19 protein-coding genes are annotated in these 20,997 nt (G+C 67.8%); 16 read left to right on the forward strand and 3 right to left on the reverse strand.

Going from position 1 to position 20,997, the window contains the following annotated elements:
* Positions 1-18: 18 nt before the first annotated feature.
* Positions 19-1,005, forward strand: coding sequence for a tripartite tricarboxylate transporter substrate binding protein (locus BC358_RS17795; RefSeq protein ID WP_079366870.1), 987 nt, complete (start codon positions 19-21; stop codon positions 1,003-1,005).
* Between the two features lie 35 nt (positions 1,006-1,040).
* On the forward strand, positions 1,041-1,967 hold the full coding sequence (locus BC358_RS17800) for an SMP-30/gluconolactonase/LRE family protein (protein ID WP_079366871.1): 927 nt from the start codon (positions 1,041-1,043) through the stop codon (positions 1,965-1,967).
* Between the two features lie 73 nt (positions 1,968-2,040).
* Here the strand turns inward: BC358_RS17800 and BC358_RS17805 are convergent, their stop codons facing one another.
* Complete coding sequence (locus tag BC358_RS17805) at positions 2,041-3,078, reverse strand: TRAP transporter substrate-binding protein (RefSeq protein ID WP_066150321.1); 1,038 nt, start codon at positions 3,076-3,078, stop codon at positions 2,041-2,043.
* 37 nt (positions 3,079-3,115) lie between these two features.
* On the reverse strand, positions 3,116-3,910 hold the full coding sequence (locus tag BC358_RS17810; RefSeq protein ID WP_079366872.1) for a GntR family transcriptional regulator: 795 nt from the start codon (positions 3,908-3,910) through the stop codon (positions 3,116-3,118).
* 139 nt (positions 3,911-4,049) lie between these two features.
* On the opposite strand from BC358_RS17810, the gene BC358_RS17815 reads away from it, so the two are divergent.
* Positions 4,050-5,177 carry a 5-methyltetrahydropteroyltriglutamate--homocysteine S-methyltransferase gene (locus BC358_RS17815; RefSeq protein WP_066150315.1) on the forward strand — a complete coding sequence of 376 codons (1,128 nt, stop codon included), beginning with the start codon at positions 4,050-4,052 and terminating at the stop codon, positions 5,175-5,177.
* A 9-nt stretch (positions 5,178-5,186) separates the two neighbouring features.
* On the opposite strand, the gene BC358_RS17820 is transcribed toward BC358_RS17815, so the two are convergent.
* Positions 5,187-6,050, reverse strand: a complete 864-nt coding sequence (locus BC358_RS17820) for an amidohydrolase family protein (protein WP_079366873.1) — start codon at positions 6,048-6,050, stop codon at positions 5,187-5,189.
* 113 nt (positions 6,051-6,163) lie between these two features.
* On the opposite strand from BC358_RS17820, the gene BC358_RS17825 reads away from it, so the two are divergent.
* The 13 genes from BC358_RS17825 (at position 6,164) to BC358_RS17885 (ending at position 20,944) form a co-directional block, all read left to right on the forward strand.
* A complete protein-coding gene (locus BC358_RS17825; RefSeq protein ID WP_066150310.1) occupies positions 6,164-6,955 on the forward strand; it encodes a crotonase/enoyl-CoA hydratase family protein in 792 nt (263 codons plus the stop codon).
* 37 nt (positions 6,956-6,992) lie between these two features.
* Positions 6,993-8,849, forward strand: a complete 1,857-nt coding sequence (locus tag BC358_RS17830; protein WP_079366874.1) for a feruloyl-CoA synthase — start codon at positions 6,993-6,995, stop codon at positions 8,847-8,849.
* A 10-nt stretch (positions 8,850-8,859) separates the two neighbouring features.
* Positions 8,860-10,110 (forward strand): thiolase family protein, encoded by a 1,251-nt coding sequence (locus tag BC358_RS17835; protein WP_079366875.1) that lies wholly within the window; start codon positions 8,860-8,862, stop codon positions 10,108-10,110.
* 1 nt (position 10,111) lies between these two features.
* Positions 10,112-10,876 (forward strand): SDR family NAD(P)-dependent oxidoreductase, encoded by a 765-nt coding sequence (locus BC358_RS17840; RefSeq protein WP_066150303.1) that lies wholly within the window; start codon positions 10,112-10,114, stop codon positions 10,874-10,876.
* Positions 10,877-10,886: 10 nt separating this feature from the next.
* On the forward strand, positions 10,887-11,306 hold the full coding sequence (locus BC358_RS17845) for a thioesterase family protein (RefSeq protein WP_079366876.1): 420 nt from the start codon (positions 10,887-10,889) through the stop codon (positions 11,304-11,306).
* Between the two features lie 55 nt (positions 11,307-11,361).
* Positions 11,362-12,495, forward strand: coding sequence for an ABC transporter substrate-binding protein (locus tag BC358_RS17850; RefSeq protein WP_079366877.1), 1,134 nt, complete (start codon positions 11,362-11,364; stop codon positions 12,493-12,495).
* A 112-nt stretch (positions 12,496-12,607) separates the two neighbouring features.
* On the forward strand, positions 12,608-13,648 hold the full coding sequence (locus BC358_RS17855; RefSeq protein WP_079366878.1) for a branched-chain amino acid ABC transporter permease: 1,041 nt from the start codon (positions 12,608-12,610) through the stop codon (positions 13,646-13,648).
* Between the two features lies 1 nt (position 13,649).
* Complete coding sequence (locus BC358_RS17860; protein WP_079366879.1) at positions 13,650-15,419, forward strand: ATP-binding cassette domain-containing protein; 1,770 nt, start codon at positions 13,650-13,652, stop codon at positions 15,417-15,419.
* Positions 15,420-16,154 carry an ABC transporter ATP-binding protein gene (locus BC358_RS17865; RefSeq protein WP_066150287.1) on the forward strand — a complete coding sequence of 245 codons (735 nt, stop codon included), beginning with the start codon at positions 15,420-15,422 and terminating at the stop codon, positions 16,152-16,154.
* 26 nt (positions 16,155-16,180) lie between these two features.
* Positions 16,181-17,905 carry a tannase/feruloyl esterase family alpha/beta hydrolase gene (locus BC358_RS17870; RefSeq protein WP_079366880.1) on the forward strand — a complete coding sequence of 575 codons (1,725 nt, stop codon included), beginning with the start codon at positions 16,181-16,183 and terminating at the stop codon, positions 17,903-17,905.
* A gap of 32 nt (positions 17,906-17,937) precedes the next feature.
* Positions 17,938-18,621, forward strand: coding sequence for a flavin reductase family protein (locus BC358_RS17875; protein WP_079366881.1), 684 nt, complete (start codon positions 17,938-17,940; stop codon positions 18,619-18,621).
* 60 nt (positions 18,622-18,681) lie between these two features.
* Entirely contained in the window at positions 18,682-20,373 is a 1,692-nt protein-coding gene (locus BC358_RS17880) for an acyl-CoA dehydrogenase family protein (protein ID WP_079367108.1), read from the forward strand.
* A 43-nt stretch (positions 20,374-20,416) separates the two neighbouring features.
* Positions 20,417-20,944: a MarR family winged helix-turn-helix transcriptional regulator gene (locus BC358_RS17885; RefSeq protein WP_143434358.1), complete on the forward strand. Its 528-nt coding sequence runs from the start codon at positions 20,417-20,419 to the stop codon at positions 20,942-20,944.
* Positions 20,945-20,997: the final 53 nt, after the last annotated feature.

The raw sequence follows: 20,997 nt of genomic DNA on the forward strand, positions 1-20,997 counted from the left end.
ACCACAACGGAGACATTCATGAACACATTCAATGCACGCCGCGCGCTGCTCTCGGCCACCGCCCTCGCCTGCCTCGGCCTGCTGGCCGGCACCGCCCAGGCCCAGTCCGCCTGGCCTTCGAAGATCGTCAAGATCGTCGTGCCCTACGCACCCGGCGGCGCCGTGGACGTGGTCACGCGCAAGATGGCACAGAAGCTCACCGAGCAGACCGGCCAGAGCTTCATCGTGGAAAACAAGCCCGGCGCCACCGGCACCATCGGCGCCAACTTCGTGGCCCAGGCCCAGCCCGACGGCTACACCCTGCTGGCCAACGACACCACCTACTCGCTGCTGCCGCACATCTTCAGGAAGCTGCCGTTCGACCACGCCACGCAGCTGGTGCCGGTGAGCGCCTATGTGTTCGCACCCATGGGTCTGGCAGTCAACGCCGGCTCCAAATACAAGACCCTGGCCGATCTGACCGCGCAGGCCAAGGCCGCGCCCAACACCGTCACCTATGGCACCGGCGGCCCCGGCACCACGCCGCACTTCGCGAGCGAGGCCCTGGGCATCGCCAGCGGCGTGAACTTCATGCACATCCCCTACAAGGGCGCGGGCGAAGCCACGGCAGGCCTGCTCTCGCAGACCATCGACTTCCAGATCGCCTCCACCACCGGGCTGATGGGCAACGTCAAGGGCGGCAAGCTGCGCCTGCTGGCCGTCAGCGGCGACCAGCGCCTGGCCGCCCTGCCCGACGTGCCGACCTTCCAGCAGGCCGGTGTGTCGTGGCGCGGCGTGGTCAACTGGACCGGCCTGTGGGCGCCCAAGGGCACGCCGGCCGAAGTGGTGCAGCGCCTGCAGAAGGAGATCGCCACCGCCATGGCCACCGACGACATGAAGGCCTTTGCCACCGGCATGGGCGCCGAGCCGCGCCACGCCGGTGCCGACGAGTTCGCCAAGCTGCTCAAGGACAGCACCGACGGCTGGGGCAAGGTGGTGACCAACACGGCGTTCGAGAAGCAGTAAGGTGTCCGCCATCGCCCGCTTCGCCTGAGGTCACCATGTTCCTGCTCCAGCCGCCCGAAGTCCGCGCACTCGACGTTTTCACCACCCTGCCCGCGCGCTTCCGCCAGCGCCAGCGCACGGTGTGGAGCGACGCCAACATGGGCGGGCGCGAGGTCGACTCGTTCCTCGAAGGCCCGGTGTTCGACGGCGCCGGCAACCTCTACGTGACCGACATCCCGTTCGGGCGCGTGTTCCGCATCGACCCGCAAGGCGAGTGGGAACTGGTGGCGCAGTGGGACGGCGAGCCCAACGGCATGAAGTTCCTGAACGCCACCGAGCTGCTGGTGACCGACTACCGCAACGGCCTGATGGTGGTGGACAGCCGCAGCGGCGCGGTGCGGCCCCACCTGGGCCGGCGCAACACCGAGAGCTTCAAGGGCCTGAACGACCTCACGTTCGACTCACAGGGCAACCTGTATTTCACCGACCAGGGCCAGACCGGCCTGCACGACCCCACGGGCCGCGTCTACCGGCTCAGCCCTTCGGGCCGGCTGGACCTGCTGCTGGCCAACGTGCCCAGCCCCAACGGCATCGTGCTGTCGCTGGACGAGAAATTCCTGCTCGTCGCCGCCACACGTGGCAACTGCGTCTGGCGCATGCCGCTGCTGGCCGACGGCGGCGTGTCCAAGGCCGGGCAGTTCTTCACCTCCTACGGCCCCAGCGGCCCCGACGGACTGGCCATGGACAGCGCGGGCCAGCTGCTGGTGGCCAACCCGGGACTGGCCTATGTGTGGGTGCTCAACCACCGGGCCGAGCCGGTGCAGGTGCTGCGCGCCGAGACCGGCGCCTCGCTCACCAACCTCGCCTTCGGCGGGCCGGAGCGCAAGACGCTGTACTGCACCGAGTCGACCAGTGGCTCGGTGCTGCGCGCGGGGATGAGCCATCCGGGTGCAAAGGTCCACCGACCCGACCAAGTCGTTTGATGCGAATCACCCCAACAGAAAAGGGCTGCCGACCGTAGCCGGCAGCCCCTCGTCTGGTCACTGATCGGGCGGTTTACTTGTTGTACTTGGCGATCAGCGCACGCGCCTCGGACGCCAGCTTGGCGCCGTCGATGCCCTTGGCCTTCACCTCGTTGACCCAGTCGGTCTCCACCGTCGAGGCGGTGCGCTTCCAGCGCTGCACCTCGGCCAGCTCCAGCTCGGTGATCTTGTTGCCGGCCTTGACGGCGATCTCGCGCCCGGCCTTGTCGCCGTCGTCCATGGCCTTGCCGAACAGCGCCGCGGCCACCTGGCCCGAGTTGTTGTCGATCACCTTCTTCAGGTCCGGCGGCAGCTTCTCGTAGGACGCCTTGTTCATCGAGAAGGCAAAGGTCTGCGTGTACAGGCCTTCCTTGCCGGCAAAGGTGGTGTGGTTCTTCACCAGCTCCGTGACCTTCAGCGAGGGCGTCACTTCCCAGGGAATGGTGGTGCCGTCGATCACGCCCTTGGACAGGGCTTCGGTCACCGCCGGCACCGGCATGCCCACCGGCGTGGCGCCCAGCTTGGTCAGCATGTTGTTGATGATGCGCGAACCGCCGCGGATCTTCATGCCGCGCAGCGACTCCAGGCCCACCACCGGCTGCTTGGTGTGGAACAGGCCGGGGCCGTGGGTGTGCACGGCAATCAGCTTGACGTCCTTGAACTCGTCGGCGGCGAACTTCTCGACGTATTCCTGGATAGCCTTGGACGAAGCCTCGGCCGAGCTGCTCATGAACGGCAGTTCGAACACCTCGGTCTTGGGAAAGCGCCCCGGCGTGTAGCCCAGCACCGTCCAGGTCAGGTCGACCACACCGTCCTTGGCCTGGTCGAACAGCTGCGGCGGCGCGCCGCCCAGCTGCATGGCGTGGAACAGCTGCACCTTGATCTTGCCGCCGGACTCGGCCTCGACCTTCTGCGCCCAGGGCACGATGGCACGGGCGGGAATGGTGGCCTGCGGCGGCAGCATCTGGTGCAGGCGCAGCGTCACGGTCTGGGCCATCGCGGTCCCGGCCGTCGCCAGGGCAGCCACCGCGCCCAGGGTGGCCAGGGCGGTGCGACGGGGAATGAGCTTCATGGGTGTCTCCTTGGGTTGAAAAACGGGATGGATGGGTTCAGCGGCGGCGCCGGATCATGCGGATCGCCGGCATGTTGCCGGCCAGTGGTTCGGAAGGGTGGGCCGCCAGCACGTCGACCAGGTTGCGGCGGGCCAGCCGCGAGTGCTCGCGCATGATGGCTTCGGCGCGCGCGCCCTCGCGCTGCTCGATCGCGTCCAGCACCTGCCGGTGCTGGTCCTGCGCGACGATGAGCATGTCGCGCGCCCGCGTGGACTGCGCCTGCAGCAGCACGAAGCCCGAGGGCGAGGCGAACGGCAGGCTGGCAGCGCGCTCCAGCTGGCGCGTGATGGTGGGGCTGTCGGCCAGTTCGTAGAGCAGTGCGTGGAAATGGCTGTTGAGCGCGACGTAGGCCGAAAACGCCTCGTCGTCGAGCTTGGGCGCGGTCAGCAGCGCGTCGATGCGGTCCAGGCACTGGCGCGCCTCGGCCAGCACCACCAGGGGCGCGCCGCGTTCGGCCGCCAGCCGGGCCAGCAGGCCTTCGAGCGTGCCGCGCAGCTCGATGGCGTCGGCCACGTCGCGCTCGGAAAAGCTCTGCACCACATAGCCCCCACTGGGCAGGGCTTCTAGCAGGCCTTCCTGCTCCAGACGCACCAGCGCGGCGCGGATCGGGGTGCGCGACATGCCCAGCCGCTCGACGATGGCCAGCTCCGCAATGCGGGTGCCACCGGGCAGTTCGCCCGAGAGGATCAGCTCGCGCAGCTGCAGCAGCGCGCGCACCTGGGCAGTCTCGGACGACCCGCTGGGTGTGGAGGCGAGCGCTGCATCGGCTTGAAGGTCCTGGACCGTGTTCATGGATACCCAATGTATACAGAAACCCTGAAATTTCCCTCAGAGAGAACCCGATATCAGGGAAATCCATGAGTCTCTGTATCCAGTCAGAACGCCGTTGTGTTGGCTACGATGCCGCTGGCAACCACCACACGGAGACACCATGAGCACCCGCATCCCGTTCCGTGCCGACCACGTCGGCTCCTTCCTGCGCCCGGCCTACCTGCTGGAAGCGCGCGACCAGTTTTTCAACAAGAAGTCGATCACGGCCGAGCAGTTGCGCGCCGTGGAGGACAAGGCCATCACCGAGATCGTGAAGTTCCAGGCCGACGTGGGCCTGAAGTCGATCACCGACGGCGAGTTCCGCCGCACCTATTTCCACATCGACTTCCTGGAGCAGCTCGGCGGCGTGAAGACCGACATCCCGGTGACCATCGTGCGGCCCGACGGCACCGAAGAACTGGCGCCGCCGGTGATCCGCGTGATCGACAAGGTGCGCCACGCCAAGAACATCCAGCTGGCCGACTTCCAGTACCTCAAGTCGCAGGTGGAGGCGCTGGGCATCAGCGGCCTGGTGCCCAAGGTCACCATCCCCTCGCCCACCATGCTGCACTTCCGCGGCGGCCGCGCCGGCATCAGCAAGGAGGCCTACCCCGAACTGGACCCGGTGTTCTACGACGACGTGGCCAAGGCCTATGGCGACGAGCTGCAGAGCCTGGCCGACGCGGGCTGCACCTATGTGCAGATGGACGACACCAACATGGCCTACCTCTGCGACGAGAAGATGCGCGAGGCGGCGCGCCAGCGCGGCGACGACCCCAACGAGCTGCCGCACCGCTACGCAGCCTTCATCAACAAGGTGGTGGCGCGCAAGCCGGCCGGCATGACCCTGTGCATGCACCTGTGCCGCGGCAACTTCAAGAGCACCCACGCGGCGGCCGGCAACTACGAGCCGGTGGCCGAGGCCCTGCTCTCGGAGATGCACCTGGACGCCTATTTCATGGAGTACGACGACGACCGTTCGGGCGACTTCCGGCCGCTGCGCTTCCTCAAGCCCGGCAAGACCGTGGTGCTGGGTCTGGTGACCACCAAGTTCGGGCAGCTGGAAAGCAAGGACGACCTCAAGCGCCGCATCGCCGAGGCCGCGCAGTACGCACCGCTTGACCAGCTGGCACTGAGCCCGCAGTGCGGCTTCTCGTCCACCGTGCACGGCAACAACATCGCCGTGGAAGACCAGCGCCGCAAGCTGGCGCTGGTGGTGGAAACCGCCCGCGAGGTCTGGGGCGACTGAACGCCCCGGTCAGGACAGCCCGAGGAGGCGCACGGCATTGCCCTTGAGGATGCCGGGCATCACCTCGGGCTTGAAGCCTGCGACCTCGAAGTCCTTCATCCAGCGCTCGGGCGTGATCAGCGGGTAGTCGCTGCCGAACAGGATGCGGTCCTTGAGCAGCGTGTTGGCGTACTGCACCAGCTGCTTGGGGAAGTACTTCGGGCTCCAGCCCGAGAGGTCGATCCAGACGTTGGGCTTGTGCGTGGCCACCGACAGCGCCTCGTCCTGCCAGGGGAAGCTGGGGTGCGCCATGACGATCTGCATGTCGGGGAAGTCGATCGCCACGTCGTCCAAGTGCATGGGGTTGCTGTACTCCAGCCGCAGCCCGCCGCCGCAGCGCATGCCCGATCCGATGCCGCTGTGCCCGGTGTGGAAGATGGCGGGCAGCTTGTGGGCGTTGATCACCTCGTAGATCGGCCAGGCCATCTTGTCGTAGGGGTGGTAGCCCTGCACCGTGGGGTGGAACTTGAAGCCCTTGATGCCCTCTTCCTTGATCAGGCGCTCGGCCTCGCGCGCCCCCATCTTGCCCTTGTGCGGGTCGATGCTGGCGAAGGCGATCATCATGTCGCTGTTGTCGCGCGCGGCCTTGGCGATCTCCTCGTTCGGAATGCGCCGGCGGCCCAGCTTGGACTCGCTGTCCACGGTGAACATCACCAGGCCGATCTTGCGTTCGCGGTAGTAGGCCACCGTCTCTTCGATGGTCGGTCGGCGGTTGCTGCCGAAGTACTTGTCGGCGGCGCGGTCGTACTCCTCGCCGTAGTTGTCGAACGGGTTCCAGCAGCTCACTTCGGCGTGGGTGTGGATGTCGATGGCGATCAGGTTCTGGTGGTCCATGCTGTTTCCTCACTAGGGTAAGTACTGATGAGATTGGAGGATGTCTCGCTTGATTTGGTTATTGTTTATAACAATAATTTCAACACTCAACAAGCGCAGAAATCCTCACCATCATGACGTTCCAACACCCCGACCTGAGCGTGCAGCTGCACGGCGAGCAACAGGAAATCGCCATCGTCACCATGAACAGGCCCGCCAAGCGCAACGCGCTGAACGACGGCCTCATCCTGGCCATCCGCGACGCCTTCCAGAACCTGCCCGCCAGTGTGCGCGCGGCCGTGGTCGATGGCGAGGGCGAACACTTCTGCGCCGGCCTGGACCTGTCGGAACTCAGCGAGCGCGACGCCGCCGAAGGCGTGTTCCATTCGCGCATGTGGCACGCCGCGCTGGAATGCGTCGAGAAGGGCACCGTGCCTGTCATCGCCGCCCTGCACGGTGCGGTGGTGGGTGGTGGCCTGGAGCTGGCCAGCGCCTGCCACATCCGCGTGGCCGACGAGACCACCTTCTATGCCCTGCCCGAAGGCACGCGTGGCATCTTCGTCGGCGGCGGTGGCGCGGTGCGCGTGCCCAAGCTGATCGGGGCCGCCCGCATGACCGACATGATGCTCACCGGCCGCGTCTACAACGCCGCCGATGGCGAGCGCGTGGGCCTGTCGCAGTACCTGGTGCCCGGCGGCACCGCGCGCGAGAAGGCCATCGAGCTGGCGACGCGCATCGCCACCAACGCGCGCATGACCAATTTCGCGCTCATGCACGCCCTGCCCCGCATTGCCGAACAGCCGGCCGACCATGGCCTGTTCACCGAAGCGCTGATGGCATCCATTGCGCAGTCGGCGCCGGAAGCCAAGGAGCGCGTGCGCGCTTTCCTCGAAGGCAAGGCGGCAAAAGTCAAGAAAGCCGACTGACCGAACAGACGCCGCACAGAAGACCCGAGGAGACTACGTGAGCACAGCGAAATACCGCCCCCTGAAGTTCGGCGTGACCCGCGCCACCGTGCGCGACGGCGAGACCGGCGTGCACTACCTGCGCGCCGACCAGGACCTGGGCCCCTACCCCGAGCGCCTGACCGACCGGCTGGTGCACTGGGCGAAGGAGCGCCCGGACCAGACCCTGTTTGCGCGCCGCGTGAAGAACGTCGACGGCAGCAGCGGCGACTGGAAGCACATCAGCTTCGCGCAGGCGTTGGACGCCGCGCGCCGCATCGGCCAGGGCCTGCTCAACCGCGGCCTCTCGGCCGAGCGCCCGGTGCTGATCCTCAGCGAGAACGACCTCGAACACGCACTGCTCGCGCTGGGCTGCCTCTACGCCGGCGTCGCCTACTGCCCGACCTCGCCGGCCTACTCGCTGATCAGCCAGGACTACGACAAGCTCAAGCACGTCATCAAGACGCTCACACCGGGGATGGTGTTCGCCAGCGACGCGCTGCGCTACAGCCGCGCCATGCTCGCCACCGTGGCCGAGGACGTGGAACTGGTCTGCACGAACGGCACGGTGCCGGGCCGCGACACGACCTCTTTCGCCGCCCTGATGGCCACCGAGCCGACACCCGCGGTCGACGCCGCGATGGCCGCCACCGGCCCCGACACCATCGCCAAGTTCCTGTTCACCTCGGGCTCGACCAAGATGCCCAAGGCGGTCATCAACACGCAGCGTCTGTGGTGCGCGAACCAGGCGCAGATGGCGGCCTCGATGCCGGTGCTGGCCGAGAAGCCGCTGGTGCTGGTGGACTGGCTGCCCTGGAACCACACCTTCGGCGGCAACCACAACTTCGGCATGGTGATCTACCACGGCGGCACGCTCTACATCGACGACGGCAAGCCCACGCCCGCGCTGATGCACGAGACCCTGCGCAACCTGCGCGAGATCTCGCCCACGGTCTACTTCAACGTGCCGACCGGTTTCGAAGCGATTGCCAACGCGATGAAGACCGACGACCTGCTGCGCAAGACCCTGCTGGCCAAGGTCAACATGTTTTTCTACGCCGGCGCCGCGCTGGCCCAGCCGATCTGGGACAGCCTGTTTGAGAGCGCCGAGCGCGAGGTGGGCGAGCGCATCGTCATGGGCACCGGCCTGGGCATGACCGAGTCCGGTCCTTTCGGCATCTTTGTCACCAGCCCCAACGTGAACGCCGGCGACCTGGGCCTGCCGACGCCGGGCCTGGAACTCAAGCTGGTCGACATGCAGGGCAAGACCGAGGTCCGCTACAAAGGCCCGAACATCACACCCGGCTACTGGCGCCAGCCCGAGGAAACCGCCGAGGCCTTCGACGAGGAAGGCTTCTTCAAGACCGGCGACGCGGTCAAGTGGATCGACGAGACCGATGTGCACCAGGGCCTGAAGTTCGACGGCCGCATCGCCGAGGACTTCAAGCTCGCCACCGGCACCTTCGTCAGCGTGGGACCGCTGCGCGGCAAGATCATCGCGGCCGGCGCGCCCTACATCCAGGACGTGGTGCTGACCGGTCTGAACATGAAGGAGGTGGGCGCCATGGTGTTCCCGACCCCGGCCGTGCGCCAGCTCTCGGACCTGCCGGCCGACGCGTCGCTGCACGATGTGCTCGACACCCCCGGCGTGCTCGCCCAGTTCCAGAAAATCGTGGACGAACTGGCGCGCAACGCCACCGGCTCGGCCAACCGCATCGCGCGCCTGTGCCTGCTGGCCGACCCGCCCACCATCGACCGTGGCGAGATCACCGACAAGGGTTCGATCAACCAGCGCGCCGTGCTGACGCACCGCGCCGACACGGTGGCCAAGCTGCACAGCGACGGCCTGCGCTACATCATCAAGCCGTCGATCTGAGGAGCTTCCGATGGCCAGCAAAGGCTTCTTCAACGCGTTCGCCGATGTGGTGATCCTCGACGGCGTGCGCACGCCGATGGTGGACTACTGCGGCGCGCTCGGCCACATCTCGCCGACCGACCTGGGCATCAAGGCCGCGCGCGCGGCGCTGGCCCGCGCCGGCGTCGCGCCCAGCGAGATCGGCTCGGTGGTCACCGGCAACATGGCGCCTGGTGACTTCGACCAGTTCTTCCTGCCGCGCCACATCGGCCTGTACGCCGGCGTGCCGGTCGAGGTGCCCGCCATCATGGCGCAGCGCATCTGCGGCACCGGCTTCGAGCTGTTCCGCCAGGCGGGTGAACACATCCAGGGTGGCGCCGCCGACGTGGCGCTGGTGGTCGGCACCGAAAGCATGACGCGCAACCCCATCGCCGCCTTCGACCACCGCACCGGCTTCAAGCTCGGTTCGCCGGTGGGGTTCAAGGACTACATGTGGGAGGCGCTCAAGGACCCGGCGGCCGGCATCAACATGATCCAGACCGCCGAGAACCTGGCGAAGAAATACGGCATCACCCGCGAGGAAGTCGACGTGTTCGCCTCCTCGTCCTTTGCCAAGGCCGTGGCCGCGCAGGAGAGCGGGTTCCTGGCCGGCGAGATCGTGCCCGTGGTCAGCGAGAAGTTCGAGATCGAGGGCTACAAGGCGCGCGGCATCCGCCTGCAGGGCAAAGTGACCGAGGTCTCGACCGACACCCACCCGCGCCTGTCGCCGGTCGAGGTGCTGGCCAAGCTCAAGCCGGTGTTCGAGAACGGCGTGCAGACCGGCGGCAACAGCTCGGCCCTGGTCGACGCGGCCGCGGCCTGCGTGGTGAGCTCGGGCGCCTATGCGAAGACGCAAGGCCGCAAGCCCCTGGCGCGCGTGGTCGCCGCGGCCGCCGTGGGCGTGCCGCCCGAGATCATGGGCATCGGCCCGGCCCCCGCCATCCGCCTGCTGCTGGAGCGCACCGGCCTGAAGCTCGACGACATCGCGCGCTTCGAGGTCAACGAAGCCCAGGGCGCGCAGACCCTCGCGGTCGCGAAGGAACTGGGCATGGACATCGACAGGCTCAACGTCAACGGCGGCGCCATCGCGCTGGGCCACCCGCTGGCCGCGACCGGCGTGCGCCTGACGCTGACCCTGGCGCGCGAGCTGCAGCGCAGCGGCAAGAAGTACGGCATCTCCAGCGCCTGCGTGGGCGGTGGCCAGGGCATTGCCCTCCTCATTGAGAACCCGGAAGGACACTGACATGAACATCCAAGGACAAGCGGCCCTCGTCACCGGTGGGGGTTCCGGCCTCGGCGAAGCCACGGCGCGTGAACTGGCCCGCCTGGGCGCCAGGGTCGCGGTGCTCGACCTCAACCTCGAGAACGCCCAGCGCGTCGCCAAGGACATCGGCGGCGTGGCGGTGCAATGCAACGTGTCGGACCCGGACAGCATGCAGGCCGCTGTCGAGGCCGCCGCCGCGGCCCACGGCCCGGCGCGCATCCTGATGCAGATTGCCGGCATCGGCAGTGCCAAGCGCGTGGTCGGCAAGGACGGCAACGCCGCGCCGCTGGCCGACTTCGCCCGCGTGATCAACGTCAACCTGATCGGCACCTACAACGCGGCCCGCCTGTTCGCCGCCGCCTGCGCCAAGCTGGAGCCGATGGAAGACGGCGAGCGCGGCGTGATGGTCTTCACCGCCAGCGTCGCCGCCTTCGACGGCCAGGTGGGCCAGCAGGCCTACAGCGCGTCCAAGGCCGGCGTGGCCGGCATGACGCTGCCGATGGCGCGCGACCTGGCGCAGCACGGCATCCGCGTCTGCACCATCGCACCCGGCCTGTTCGCCACACCGCTGCTCAAGGAACTGCCCGAGCCGGTGCAGGAATCCCTGGCCAAGAGCATCCCGTTCCCGCAACGTCTGGGCAAGCCCGAGGAGTTCGCCCAGCTGGCTGCACACATCGTCAGCAACGGCCACCTCAACGGCGAGGTGATCCGCCTGGACGGCGCCCTGCGCATGGCGCCCCGCTGAACGGACCACCATGAGCAAGACCGTTGTCTACGAGGTGGAGGTGATGTTCGGCGACTGCGATCCCGCCGGCATCGTCTTCTTCCCCAACTTCAGCAAATGGATGGACGCCTCGTCGCTGAACTTCTTCGTGCAATGCGGCGTGCCGCCCTGGCGCGAGCTGGTCAAGACCACCGGCATCATCGGCACGCCGCTGCTGGAGATCCACACCAAGTTCATGAAGCCCGCCACCTACGGCGAGCGGCTGCAGGTGCACACCAGCGTCATCGAATGGCGCGACAAGGTGTTCATCCACCGGCACGTGGTGAAACGGGGCGATGACGTGCTGTGCGAGGGCACGGAAACACGCGCCTTCGTGATACGCCCGCCGGAGACGCCCGACCGCATCAAGGCGATTCCCGTGCCCGCAGACATCAAGGCCCTGTGCAGCTGAACCCACCCGTTTCCCCCTGAGTTCTTCCACCACCACCCCAAGAAGGAGACATCCAGTGAAAACCGTCAAGACCCTCGTAGCCGTGGCCATTGCAGCCCTCAGCAGCACCGCGGCGCTGGCCGACATCAACATCGGCGTGAGCCTCTCGCTCACCGGACCGGGCTCCGGCCTGGGCATTCCGATGCAGAACCAGTTCAAGCTGTTCCCCACCACCATCGCGGGCGAGAAAGTCAACCTGATCATCCTGGACGACGCCAGCGACCCGGGCAAGGGTGCGGCCAACGCACGCCGTTTCGTGACCGAAGACAAGGTCGACCTGATCATCGGCTCCTGCCTGACCCCAGTGGCTGCCGCCATGACCCCGGTCGCCACGGAAGCCAAGACGGTCCAGCTGGCGGCGTCGCCCGTGGGCGTGCCGCCCGGCGCCGATCAGTGGATGTTCCGCCTGCCGCAGGGCAACGACGTGATGGCCCACGCCATGGTCGAGCACATGAAGAAGCAGAACGTCAAGACGATCGGCTTCCTGGGCTACACCGACGCCTACGGCGAGCTGTGGCTCAAGGCACTCACGCCGCTGGCCGAGAAGGCCGGCATGAAAGTGGTGGCCACCGAGCGCTTCGCCCGCACCGACACCAGCGTGACGCCGCAAGCGCTCAAGCTCAGCTCGGCCAACCCCGATGCGATCCTGGTGGTGGCTTCGGGTTCGGGCGCTGCGATGCCGCACAAGGCGGTCATCGAGCGCGGCTACAAGGGCAAGATCTACCAGACGCATGCGGCCGCCACGCCCGACCTGGTGCGCATCGGTGGCAAGGACGTCGAAGGTTCTTTCGTCGTGTCCGGCCCGGCCGTCATCGCGGAGCAGCTGCCTGACAGCCATCCTTCCAAGAAGCTGGCCGTGGACTTCGTCACCAACTACGAGAAGCTGATGGGCCCCGGCACGCGCAACCAGTTCGCCGGCCACAGCTACGACGCGGCCATTGCCCTGAACAAGGCCGTGCCGCTGGCGCTCAAGAGCGGCAAGCCCGGCACGCCGGAGTTCCGTGCCGGTCTGCGCGACGCGCTTGAAACCATGGGCCGCACCGTGTTCGCGCACGGCGTGATGAACTGGACCAAGAGCGACCACTGGGGCTACACCAACGAGACCGGCGTGATGCTCAAGGTGGTGGACGGCAAGTTCAAGGTGGAGTGATTCGGAACGCCTCCCCCTTCCGCCTCCGGCGGGAGGGGGAGCGACACCTGGTTTCGGCGCGCCTGCGTTCGAGATTCTTCTTGGACGCGTCCCTTTCTCGCTAAGGCTTTCTATGGATTTCTCTATCGCCAGCATCCTGGCGCTGGATGGCCTCACCAACGGCGCCGTGTACGCGCTGCTGGGCCTGGCCATCGTCCTGGTGTTCACCGTCACCCGGATCATCTTCATTCCCCAGGGGGAGTTTGTCGCGTACGGCGCGCTCACCCTGGCCATCTTCCAGACCGGCCAGGTGCCCGGCACGGTCTGGCTGCTGCTGCTGCTCGCCGGTCTCGCCGCGCTGATGGAGCTGACCGAATGCTGGCGCCAGCAGCGCGGCACATGGCCAGCGCTGAAGGCCGCGGGACGCATGCTCGTGTTGCCCGTCGTGGTCTCCGTCGTGGCCATCTGGGCCGCGCCGCAGCAGTTCCCGCTGTGGGTGCAGGCCGCGCTCAGCGTGGCCGTGGTGACGGTCTATGGCCCGCTGATCTACCGCGTGGCCTACCAGTCGCTGGAGAGCTCCACGCCGCTGGTGCTGTTGATTGTCTCGGTCGGTGTGCACTTCGCCATGACCGGCCTGGGACTGGTGTTCTTCGGTGCGGAAGGTTTCCGGAACCCGGCCTTCTGGGACGAGCGCTACACCATCGGCCCCGTGATGCTGTCGGGCCAGACCATCATCACGTTTGCAGCCACGGTGGCCCTCATCGCCATGCTCTGGCTCTACTTCGAGCGCTCGCTGCGCGGCAAGGCCCTGCGCGCCATTGCGGTCAACCGCACCGGCGCACGCCTCATGGGCATCTCGTCCCAGTCGTCGGGCCAGCTCACGATGACCATGGCGGCCTTCATCGGCGCGCTCTCGGGCCTGCTGATCGGCCCGACCACCACCGTGTTCTACGACTCGGGTTTCCTGATCGGCCTCAAGGGCTTCGTGGCCGCCGTCGCGGCCGGCCTCTCGAGCTACCCCGGTGCCCTCATCGCGGCGATGGGCGTGGGCGTGATCGAGTCCTTCGGTTCGTTCTGGGCCAGCGCCTTCAAGGAAGTGATCGTGTTCACTTTGATTCTCCCTGTCCTGCTTGTCAGGTCCTTGCGCAGCAAGCACTCCGACGAGGACCACTGACATGCCCAAACACCAACATCTCGGCCTGCTGATCCTGGCCCTGGCGATTCCCGTGATCGCCCTGCTCCCGCTGCCCGACTTCTGGATCACCCAGCTCAACATGATCGGCATGTACAGCATGACGGTGCTCGGACTGGTCCTGCTGACCGGCGTGGGCGGGCTCACCTCCTTCGGCCAGGCGGCCTTCGTCGGCATCGGTGCCTACACCACGGCCTGGCTCACGCTCAACCTGGGCATGTCGCCCTGGATCACGCTGTTCATCGGCCTGGCCCTCACCGCCGGCAGCGCGCTGATCGTCGGTCTGATTACGCTGCGCATGTCGGGCCACTACCTGCCGCTGGCCACCATCGCCTGGGGCCTGTCGCTGTACTACCTCATGGGCAACCTCGACGCACTGGGCAAGTATGACGGCCTGCTGGGCATCCAGAGCCTGTCGGTGGCGGGGTTCGACATCGGCCAGGGGCGTGCGTTCTTCGTGCTGACCTGGTTCATCCTGCTGGCCTTCGCCGCCGCGCTGCTGCACCTGCTCGACTCGCGCGCCGGGCGCGCCATCCGCTCGCTCAAGAGCGGCTCGCAGATGGCCGAAGCCATGGGCATCAGCACCTTCCGCTACAAGGTGACCATCTTCGTGCTGGCCGCGCTGTTTGCCTCGGTGGCCGGCTGGCTGCTGGCGCACTTCCAGCGCACGGTGAACCCCTCGGCCTTCGGCCTGAAGATGGGCATCGAGTACCTGTTCATGGCGGTGATCGGTGGCGTGGGCCACGTCTGGGGCGCCATCGTCGGCGCCGGCCTCATCCGTGTCCTGGAAGACCAGCTGCAGGTGTTGCTGCCCAAGCTGATGGGCACCAGCGGCAGCTACGAGGTGATCGTCTTCGGCGTGGCGCTGGTGGTGATGCTCAAGTACCTGCCCGACGGCCTGTGGTCGATGGTGGGCAAGCACATGCCGTCCAAGCCGCGCAAGGTGGACTGGCAGAACGCGGCCGCGCTGCCCGAACGCGCCAAGCCTGCCAATGGAGAACTGGTTCTGGACGTGCAGAAGGCGCGCATGCAGTTCGGTGGCCTGGTCGCGGTGAACGACATCAGCTTCCAGATCCACGCCGGCCAGATCGTCGGGCTGATCGGCCCCAACGGTGCGGGCAAATCCACCACGTTCAACCTCATCACCGGCGTGTTGCCCGCCACCAGCGGCGAGGTGCGTTTCCAGGGCCGCAACGTCATCGGCACGCCCTCGCGCGACATCGCACAGCTGGGCATGGCGCGCACGTTCCAGCACGTCAAGATGATTCCGGACATGACCGTGCTGGAGAACGTGGCACTGGGCGCGCACACGCGGGGCCGCAAGGGCGTGCTGCCCGCCATGCTGCGCACCAACCGCGCCGAGGAGCGGCAGCTGTTCCGCGAGGCGCAGCGCCAGCTGGAGCGCATCGGCATGGGCGAGTACCTGCACGAACAGGCGGGCAACCTCGCCATGGGTCCGCAACGGTTGATGGAAATCGCACGGGCCTTGTGCGCCGATCCGACGCTGCTGCTGCTCGACGAGCCCGCCGCCGGCCTGCGCCACAAGGAGAAGCAGGCCCTGGCCGACGTGCTGCGCCAGCTCAAGGGCGAAGGCATGAGCATCCTGCTGGTGGAGCACGACATGGATCTGGTGATGCAGATCTGCGACCACCTGGTGGTGATGGAGTTCGGCACGCTGCTCACGCAAGGACCGCCCGAACAGGTACAGCAAGACCCGAAGGTGCGCGCGGCCTATCTGGGAACGGAACACTAAATGAGCAACCCGATTCTTCAAGTCAAGGGACTGCGCGCCGGCTACGGCCGCGCCGAGGTGCTGCACGGCATCGACATCGAGGCCCAGCCGGGCGGCGTGATCACCGTCATCGGCCCCAACGGCGCGGGCAAGTCCACCCTGCTCAACACGCTCATGGGCATCCTGCCCGGTCAGGGCTCGATCCTGTTCCGTGGCCAGGACATCACCACCCTCACGCTCGAAGAGCGCGTGATGAGCGGGATGGCGCTGGTGCCCGAGAAGCGCGAACTCTTCGGCACCATGCCGGTGGAAGACAACCTGCTGCTCGGCGGCTTTCGCCAGATGCGCCAGGGCAACGCGAAATGGCGCAGCCGGCTCGACGACGTCTACGCCATCTTCCCGCGACTGCAGGAGCGCCGGCTGCAACTGGCCGGCACGCTCTCGGGCGGTGAACGCCAGATGCTGGCCGTGGGACGCGCCCTGATGTCCGGCCCCGACCTGCTGATGCTCGACGAGCCCAGCCTGGGCCTGGCGCCGCTCATCGTGCGCGAGATCTTTTCCATCATCGAGCGGCTGCGCCAGACCGGCGTGACCATCGTGCTGGTGGAGCAGAACGCACGCGCCGCACTGCAAGTGGCCGACCACGGGTATGTGCTGGAGATGGGCGAACTCAGCGCACAAGGGCCTGCCATGGAGCTGGCCAGCGACCCCCGCGTGATCGAAACCTATCTCGGCACCGCGAGAAAGCGCCCCTGATCCCAACCACCCCCAAGGAGACTCCGATGAACCACACTCTGCGCCGCCTGCAACTGCTGCCCTTGCCGCTGGGGCTGGGTCTGCTTGTCGCCGCCTGCGGCACCACCGCGCCGGGCACCTCGCCTGCACCGCTGGCTCCCGCCACCGGGGCCAGCCTGAACCAGTGTGCAGGGCTGGCCGGCCAGTTCCGGTTCGAGCAGACGCACATCGACTCCGCCGAACCCGTGGCCGCGGGTGGCCTCATGCTGGCCGGCCAGCCTGTGGCCGAACACTGTCTGGTCAAGGGCGCGATGCACAAACGCAAAGGCAGCGACGGCCGCGACTACGCCATCGGCTTCGAGATGCGCCTGCCCAAGGCCTGGAACGGCCGCTTCTACTACCAGGGCAACGGCGGGCTGGACGGCTCGGTGAAGACGGCCGACGGGGCACTGGGCGGCGGCCCGCTGACCGGCGCGCTGATGCAGGGCTTCGCCGTCATCAGCTCCGACGCCGGCCACACCGGCCCGCAGACGCCCTACTTCGGCCTCGAAGCCCAGTCGCGGCTGGACTACGGCTACCAGGCGGTGGCCAAGCTCACCCCCATGGCCAAGGCACTGATCGCATCGGCTTACGGCAAGGGCCCGGACCGCTCCTACCTGGGCGGCTGCTCCAACGGCGGGCGCCACGCCATGGTCGAGGCCGCGCGCGGCCAGGCCTACGACGGCTACCTTGTCGGCGCACCCGGCTACCGCCTGCCCAACGCCGCGCTGGCCCAGCTCTGGGGCGCGCAGCAGTGGGCGCCGCTGGCGGTGCCCGGCGCGACCACCCAGCACCCGCTCAACCCCAATGCCAAGATCCCGGACCTGAGCGGCGCCTTCACCAAGGCCGAACGCCAGCTGGTGGCCGACGCCATCCTGGGCAAGTGCGACGCACTGGACGGAGCCAAGGACGGCATGGTCCAGGCCATGCAGGCCTGCCAGGCCGCTTTCAACATCAAGACCGACGTGGCCACCTGCACTGGGGACCGCAACGGCCAGTGCCTGAGCGCGGCGCAGAAGGACGTGGTGGCCCGCGTGTTCGCCGGTGGCCGCACCAGCTCGGGCGCATCCATCTACTCGGCCTTCCCCTACGACCCCGGCCTGGCCGGTGACAACTGGGGCACCTGGAAGTTCGCCAACTCGGTGGCGCTGGACCCGCTGTCGGTCGGCACCGTGTTCAGCGTGCCGCCGGGCATGTTCGATCCGCTCAAGGTCGACATCAGCGCCCGCCTGCCGATGTTCAGCGCCACCAACGAGGTCTACCGCGAATCCGGCCTGTCGCTGATGACGCCGCCCGGCCACGAGAACCCGGTGAATCTGGCCAAGCTGAAAGACCGCGGCGCCAAGATGATCGTCTACCACGGCGTGGCCGATGCGATCTTCTCCGCAGAGGACACGCGCCAGTGGCTGCTGCGCCTGGACCAGGCGCTGGGCGGCAAGGCCGACAGCTTCGCCCGCTTCTTCCCGGTGCCGGGCATGGCGCACTGCAGCGGCGGCCCGTCCACCGACCAGTTCGACCTGCTCTCGCCGCTGGTGAAGTGGGTCGAGCAGGGCGAAGCCCCGCAGGCCGTGAAGGCCACCGCGCGTGGCGCCGGCAACCCCGGCGGCGCCAACAGCGAGCTGCCCGCCAGCTGGGCGCCCAACCGCAGCCGACCGCTGTGCGCCTACCCCAGGGTCGCGACCTACAAGGGCAGCGGCAGCATGGAAGACGCGTCCAGCTTCGCCTGCCGCTGACCCCCCACACGTCCACCGAACGGAGCTCCGCCATGTATTACGAACCAGGCAAGACCCCCCACGGCCTGCCGCACGACCCGTTCAAGTCCTGCGTGGTCCCCCGCCCCATCGGCTGGATCTCCACGGTGGACGCGCAGGGCCGCGACAACCTCGCGCCCTACAGCCAGTTCCAGAACGTGACCTTCGACCCGCCCATCGTCATGTTCAGCGCCAACCAGAGCACGCAGGGCGAGCGCAAGGACTCGGTGCGCAACGCCGAGCAGATGGGCCAGTTCGTCTGGAACATGGCGACCTATGCGCTGCGCGAGGCGGTGAACATCAGCGCCGAGGAGCTGCCACCGGGCGTCGATGAATTCGAACGCGCCGGGCTGGAGAAGCTGGACAGCCGTCTTGTGAAGCCCAAGCGCATCAAGGGCTCGCCGATCCAGTTCGAGTGCGAGTACCTCAACACCGTGCGCTTTCCCGGCCGCCCGCCCATGGGCACGGTGGACGTGGTGTTCGGCCGCGTGATCGGCATCCACATCGACGACGACTGCATCGACGGCAACGGCCTGATCGACGTGCTCAAGATCCAGCCCATCGCGCGCATGGGCTACTACGACTACACCGTGGTCGACAACAAGTTCCAGATGGTCATTCCCGGCAGCAACAAGGCGCTGCTGGCCGGTCTCGAAGGATCGCCCGACAAGACCCAGGACGCCACCAGCGGCCGCTGACGTTTTCCTCTCTCTCCGCTTCTGCTCACCGTGAACCACTTCCAGCCCGCCACCGCCGACATGGCCTTCGTCCTGCAGTCCGTGCTGCAGGCCCCGCAACAGCTGCAGGCGCTGCCCGCGTACTCGGGTGAAGGGGCGGAAGCCGACGCCGACCTGATGCAGCAGGTGCTCGAAGAGTCCGGCAAATTCGTGGCCGAGGTCGTGGTCCCGCTCAACCGCGACGGCGACGAGATCGGCGCGCAGTTCAGGGACGGCGCCGTCACCATGCCGCCAGGCTTCCGCGACGCCTACCAGGCCTTCTGGCAGGCCGGCTGGCCGGCGCTGGCCTGCGCCACCGAAGACGGCGGCCAGGGCCTGCCCGCCGTGCTGGAGGCCATGCTCTACGAGATGCTCAGCGCCGCCAACCACGGCTGGACCATGGCGCCCGGCCTGCTGCACGGCGCCTACGAGTGCATCAAGCACCACGCATCCGACGAACTCAAGGCGCGTTACCTTGAGAAGGTCGCGACCGGCGAGTGGCTGGCCACCATGTGCCTGACCGAGCCGCACGCGGGCTCCGATCTCGGCCTGTGCCGCACCAAGGCGGTCCCGCTGCCCGACGGCCGCTTTGCCTTGAGTGGCACCAAGATCTTCATCTCCGGCGGCGAGCACGACCTGAGCGACAACATCGTGCACCTGGTGCTCGCGCGCCTGCCCGACGCGCCGCCCGGCCCCAAGGGGCTGTCGCTGTTCCTGGTGCCGAAGTTCTACGAGGACGGCACCCGAAGTGCCGCGGTCTGCGAGCGCATCGAGGAAAAGATGGGCCTGCACGGCAGCCCCACCTGCGTGATGCGCTTCGACGAGGCGCCGGGCTGGATCGTCGGCGAGCCCGGCAAGGGCCTGAACGCGATGTTCGTGATGATGAACGCCGCCCGGCTGCACGTGGGCCTGCAGGGCATCGGCCTGCTCGAAGCCGCGTGGCAGAAGGCCGACGCGTACTCGAAGGAGCGCCGCCAGATGCGCGCGCCCGGCGGCACGGCGAAAGCTGGCGAAGCGGATTTGATCGAACAACACCCGGCCATGCGCCGCATCCTCGACGCACAGCGCGCCTGGATCGACGCCGGCCGCGTGGTCGCCTACCGCACCGCGCTCGAACTGGACATCCTCAAGCACCACGGCGACGCCGCGCGCCGCGAGGCCGCCGGCCGCTGGTGCGCGCTGGTCACGCCGGTGCTCAAGGCCGCCTGGACCGACCAGGCCTTCCACGGCGCCAGCGCCTGCCTGCAGGTCTTCGGTGGCCACGGCTTCGTGCGCGAATGGGGCATCGAGCAGATCGTGCGCGATTCGCGCGTGGCCATGATCTACGAGGGCACGAACGAGATCCAGGCCATCGACCTGCTGCTGCGCAAGACCCTGCCCGACGGCGGCGCGGCGCTGCTGACCCTGCTGGGCGAGCTGTCCGCCGACCTGGGCGGCGACGAACAGGCGGTCCGCGCCAAGTCACAGCTCGATGGCTTCGCCAGCTTCCTGCGTGAGCGCCTGCTGCCGCGCGCCACCACCAAGGACGCGCCGGCCGATCTGCCGCACTGGCTGGCCGACGACTTCCTGCGCGCCGTGGCGCTGCTGCTGATGGCCTGGGCCTGGGCCCGCATCGGCGCCACGCCCGGCGCCGGCACCGCCCGCTGGCAGACCGCGCAGACCGGCTTCTGGCGCTGGGTCTGGCCCGAGTTCGGGATGCGCGTGGCCATGATGGAGACCACCCTGGCGGGTTGAGCCCCGCCAGCGCAGGGCCTTGATACCGGTATCCTCTGCAACCATGTCCGAAACGACCGTCGCCAACGCCCTGCGCCGCCCGCGCAGCCCACGCAAGACCGCCGAGCCCGTGGCCCGCACCACGCCCCTGGCCGACAGCGAGGGCCGGATCGACACCAGCTACCTGGAGACCCTGCTGGGCTACAACGCCCGGCGCGCCGCGCTGGCGGTCATCGGCGTGTTCCTGCAGCGCATGGCGCCCTACGGCCTGCGCCCGGTGGATTTTTCGGTGCTGACCCTGATCGCCCACAACCCCGGCATCACCTCGCGCCAGATCTGCGCCGCGCTGGACATCCTGCCGCCCAACCTCGTGGGCATGATCAAGAGCCTGGACAAGCGCGGCCTGATCGAGCGCCGGCCGCACCCCACCGACCGGCGCGCCCAGGGCCTGCACCTCTCGCCCACAGGCCGCAAGCTGCAGAAAGACGCCCAGGCCACAGCGACGAAGCTGGAACGGGACGTGGCCAGCCGCCTGTCGGAGCAGGAGCTGGACCAGCTCAAGGAGCTGCTTCAGCGCGTCTATTCCAGGTGATGCAATCCGGGTAAATCCCGAGCGTGCTTTCCCGGTGGGACTGGCTTTCCAGC

Source organism: Hydrogenophaga sp. H7, assembly GCF_002025745.1.
GTDB lineage: Bacteria > Pseudomonadota > Gammaproteobacteria > Burkholderiales > Burkholderiaceae_C > Hydrogenophaga > Hydrogenophaga pseudoflava.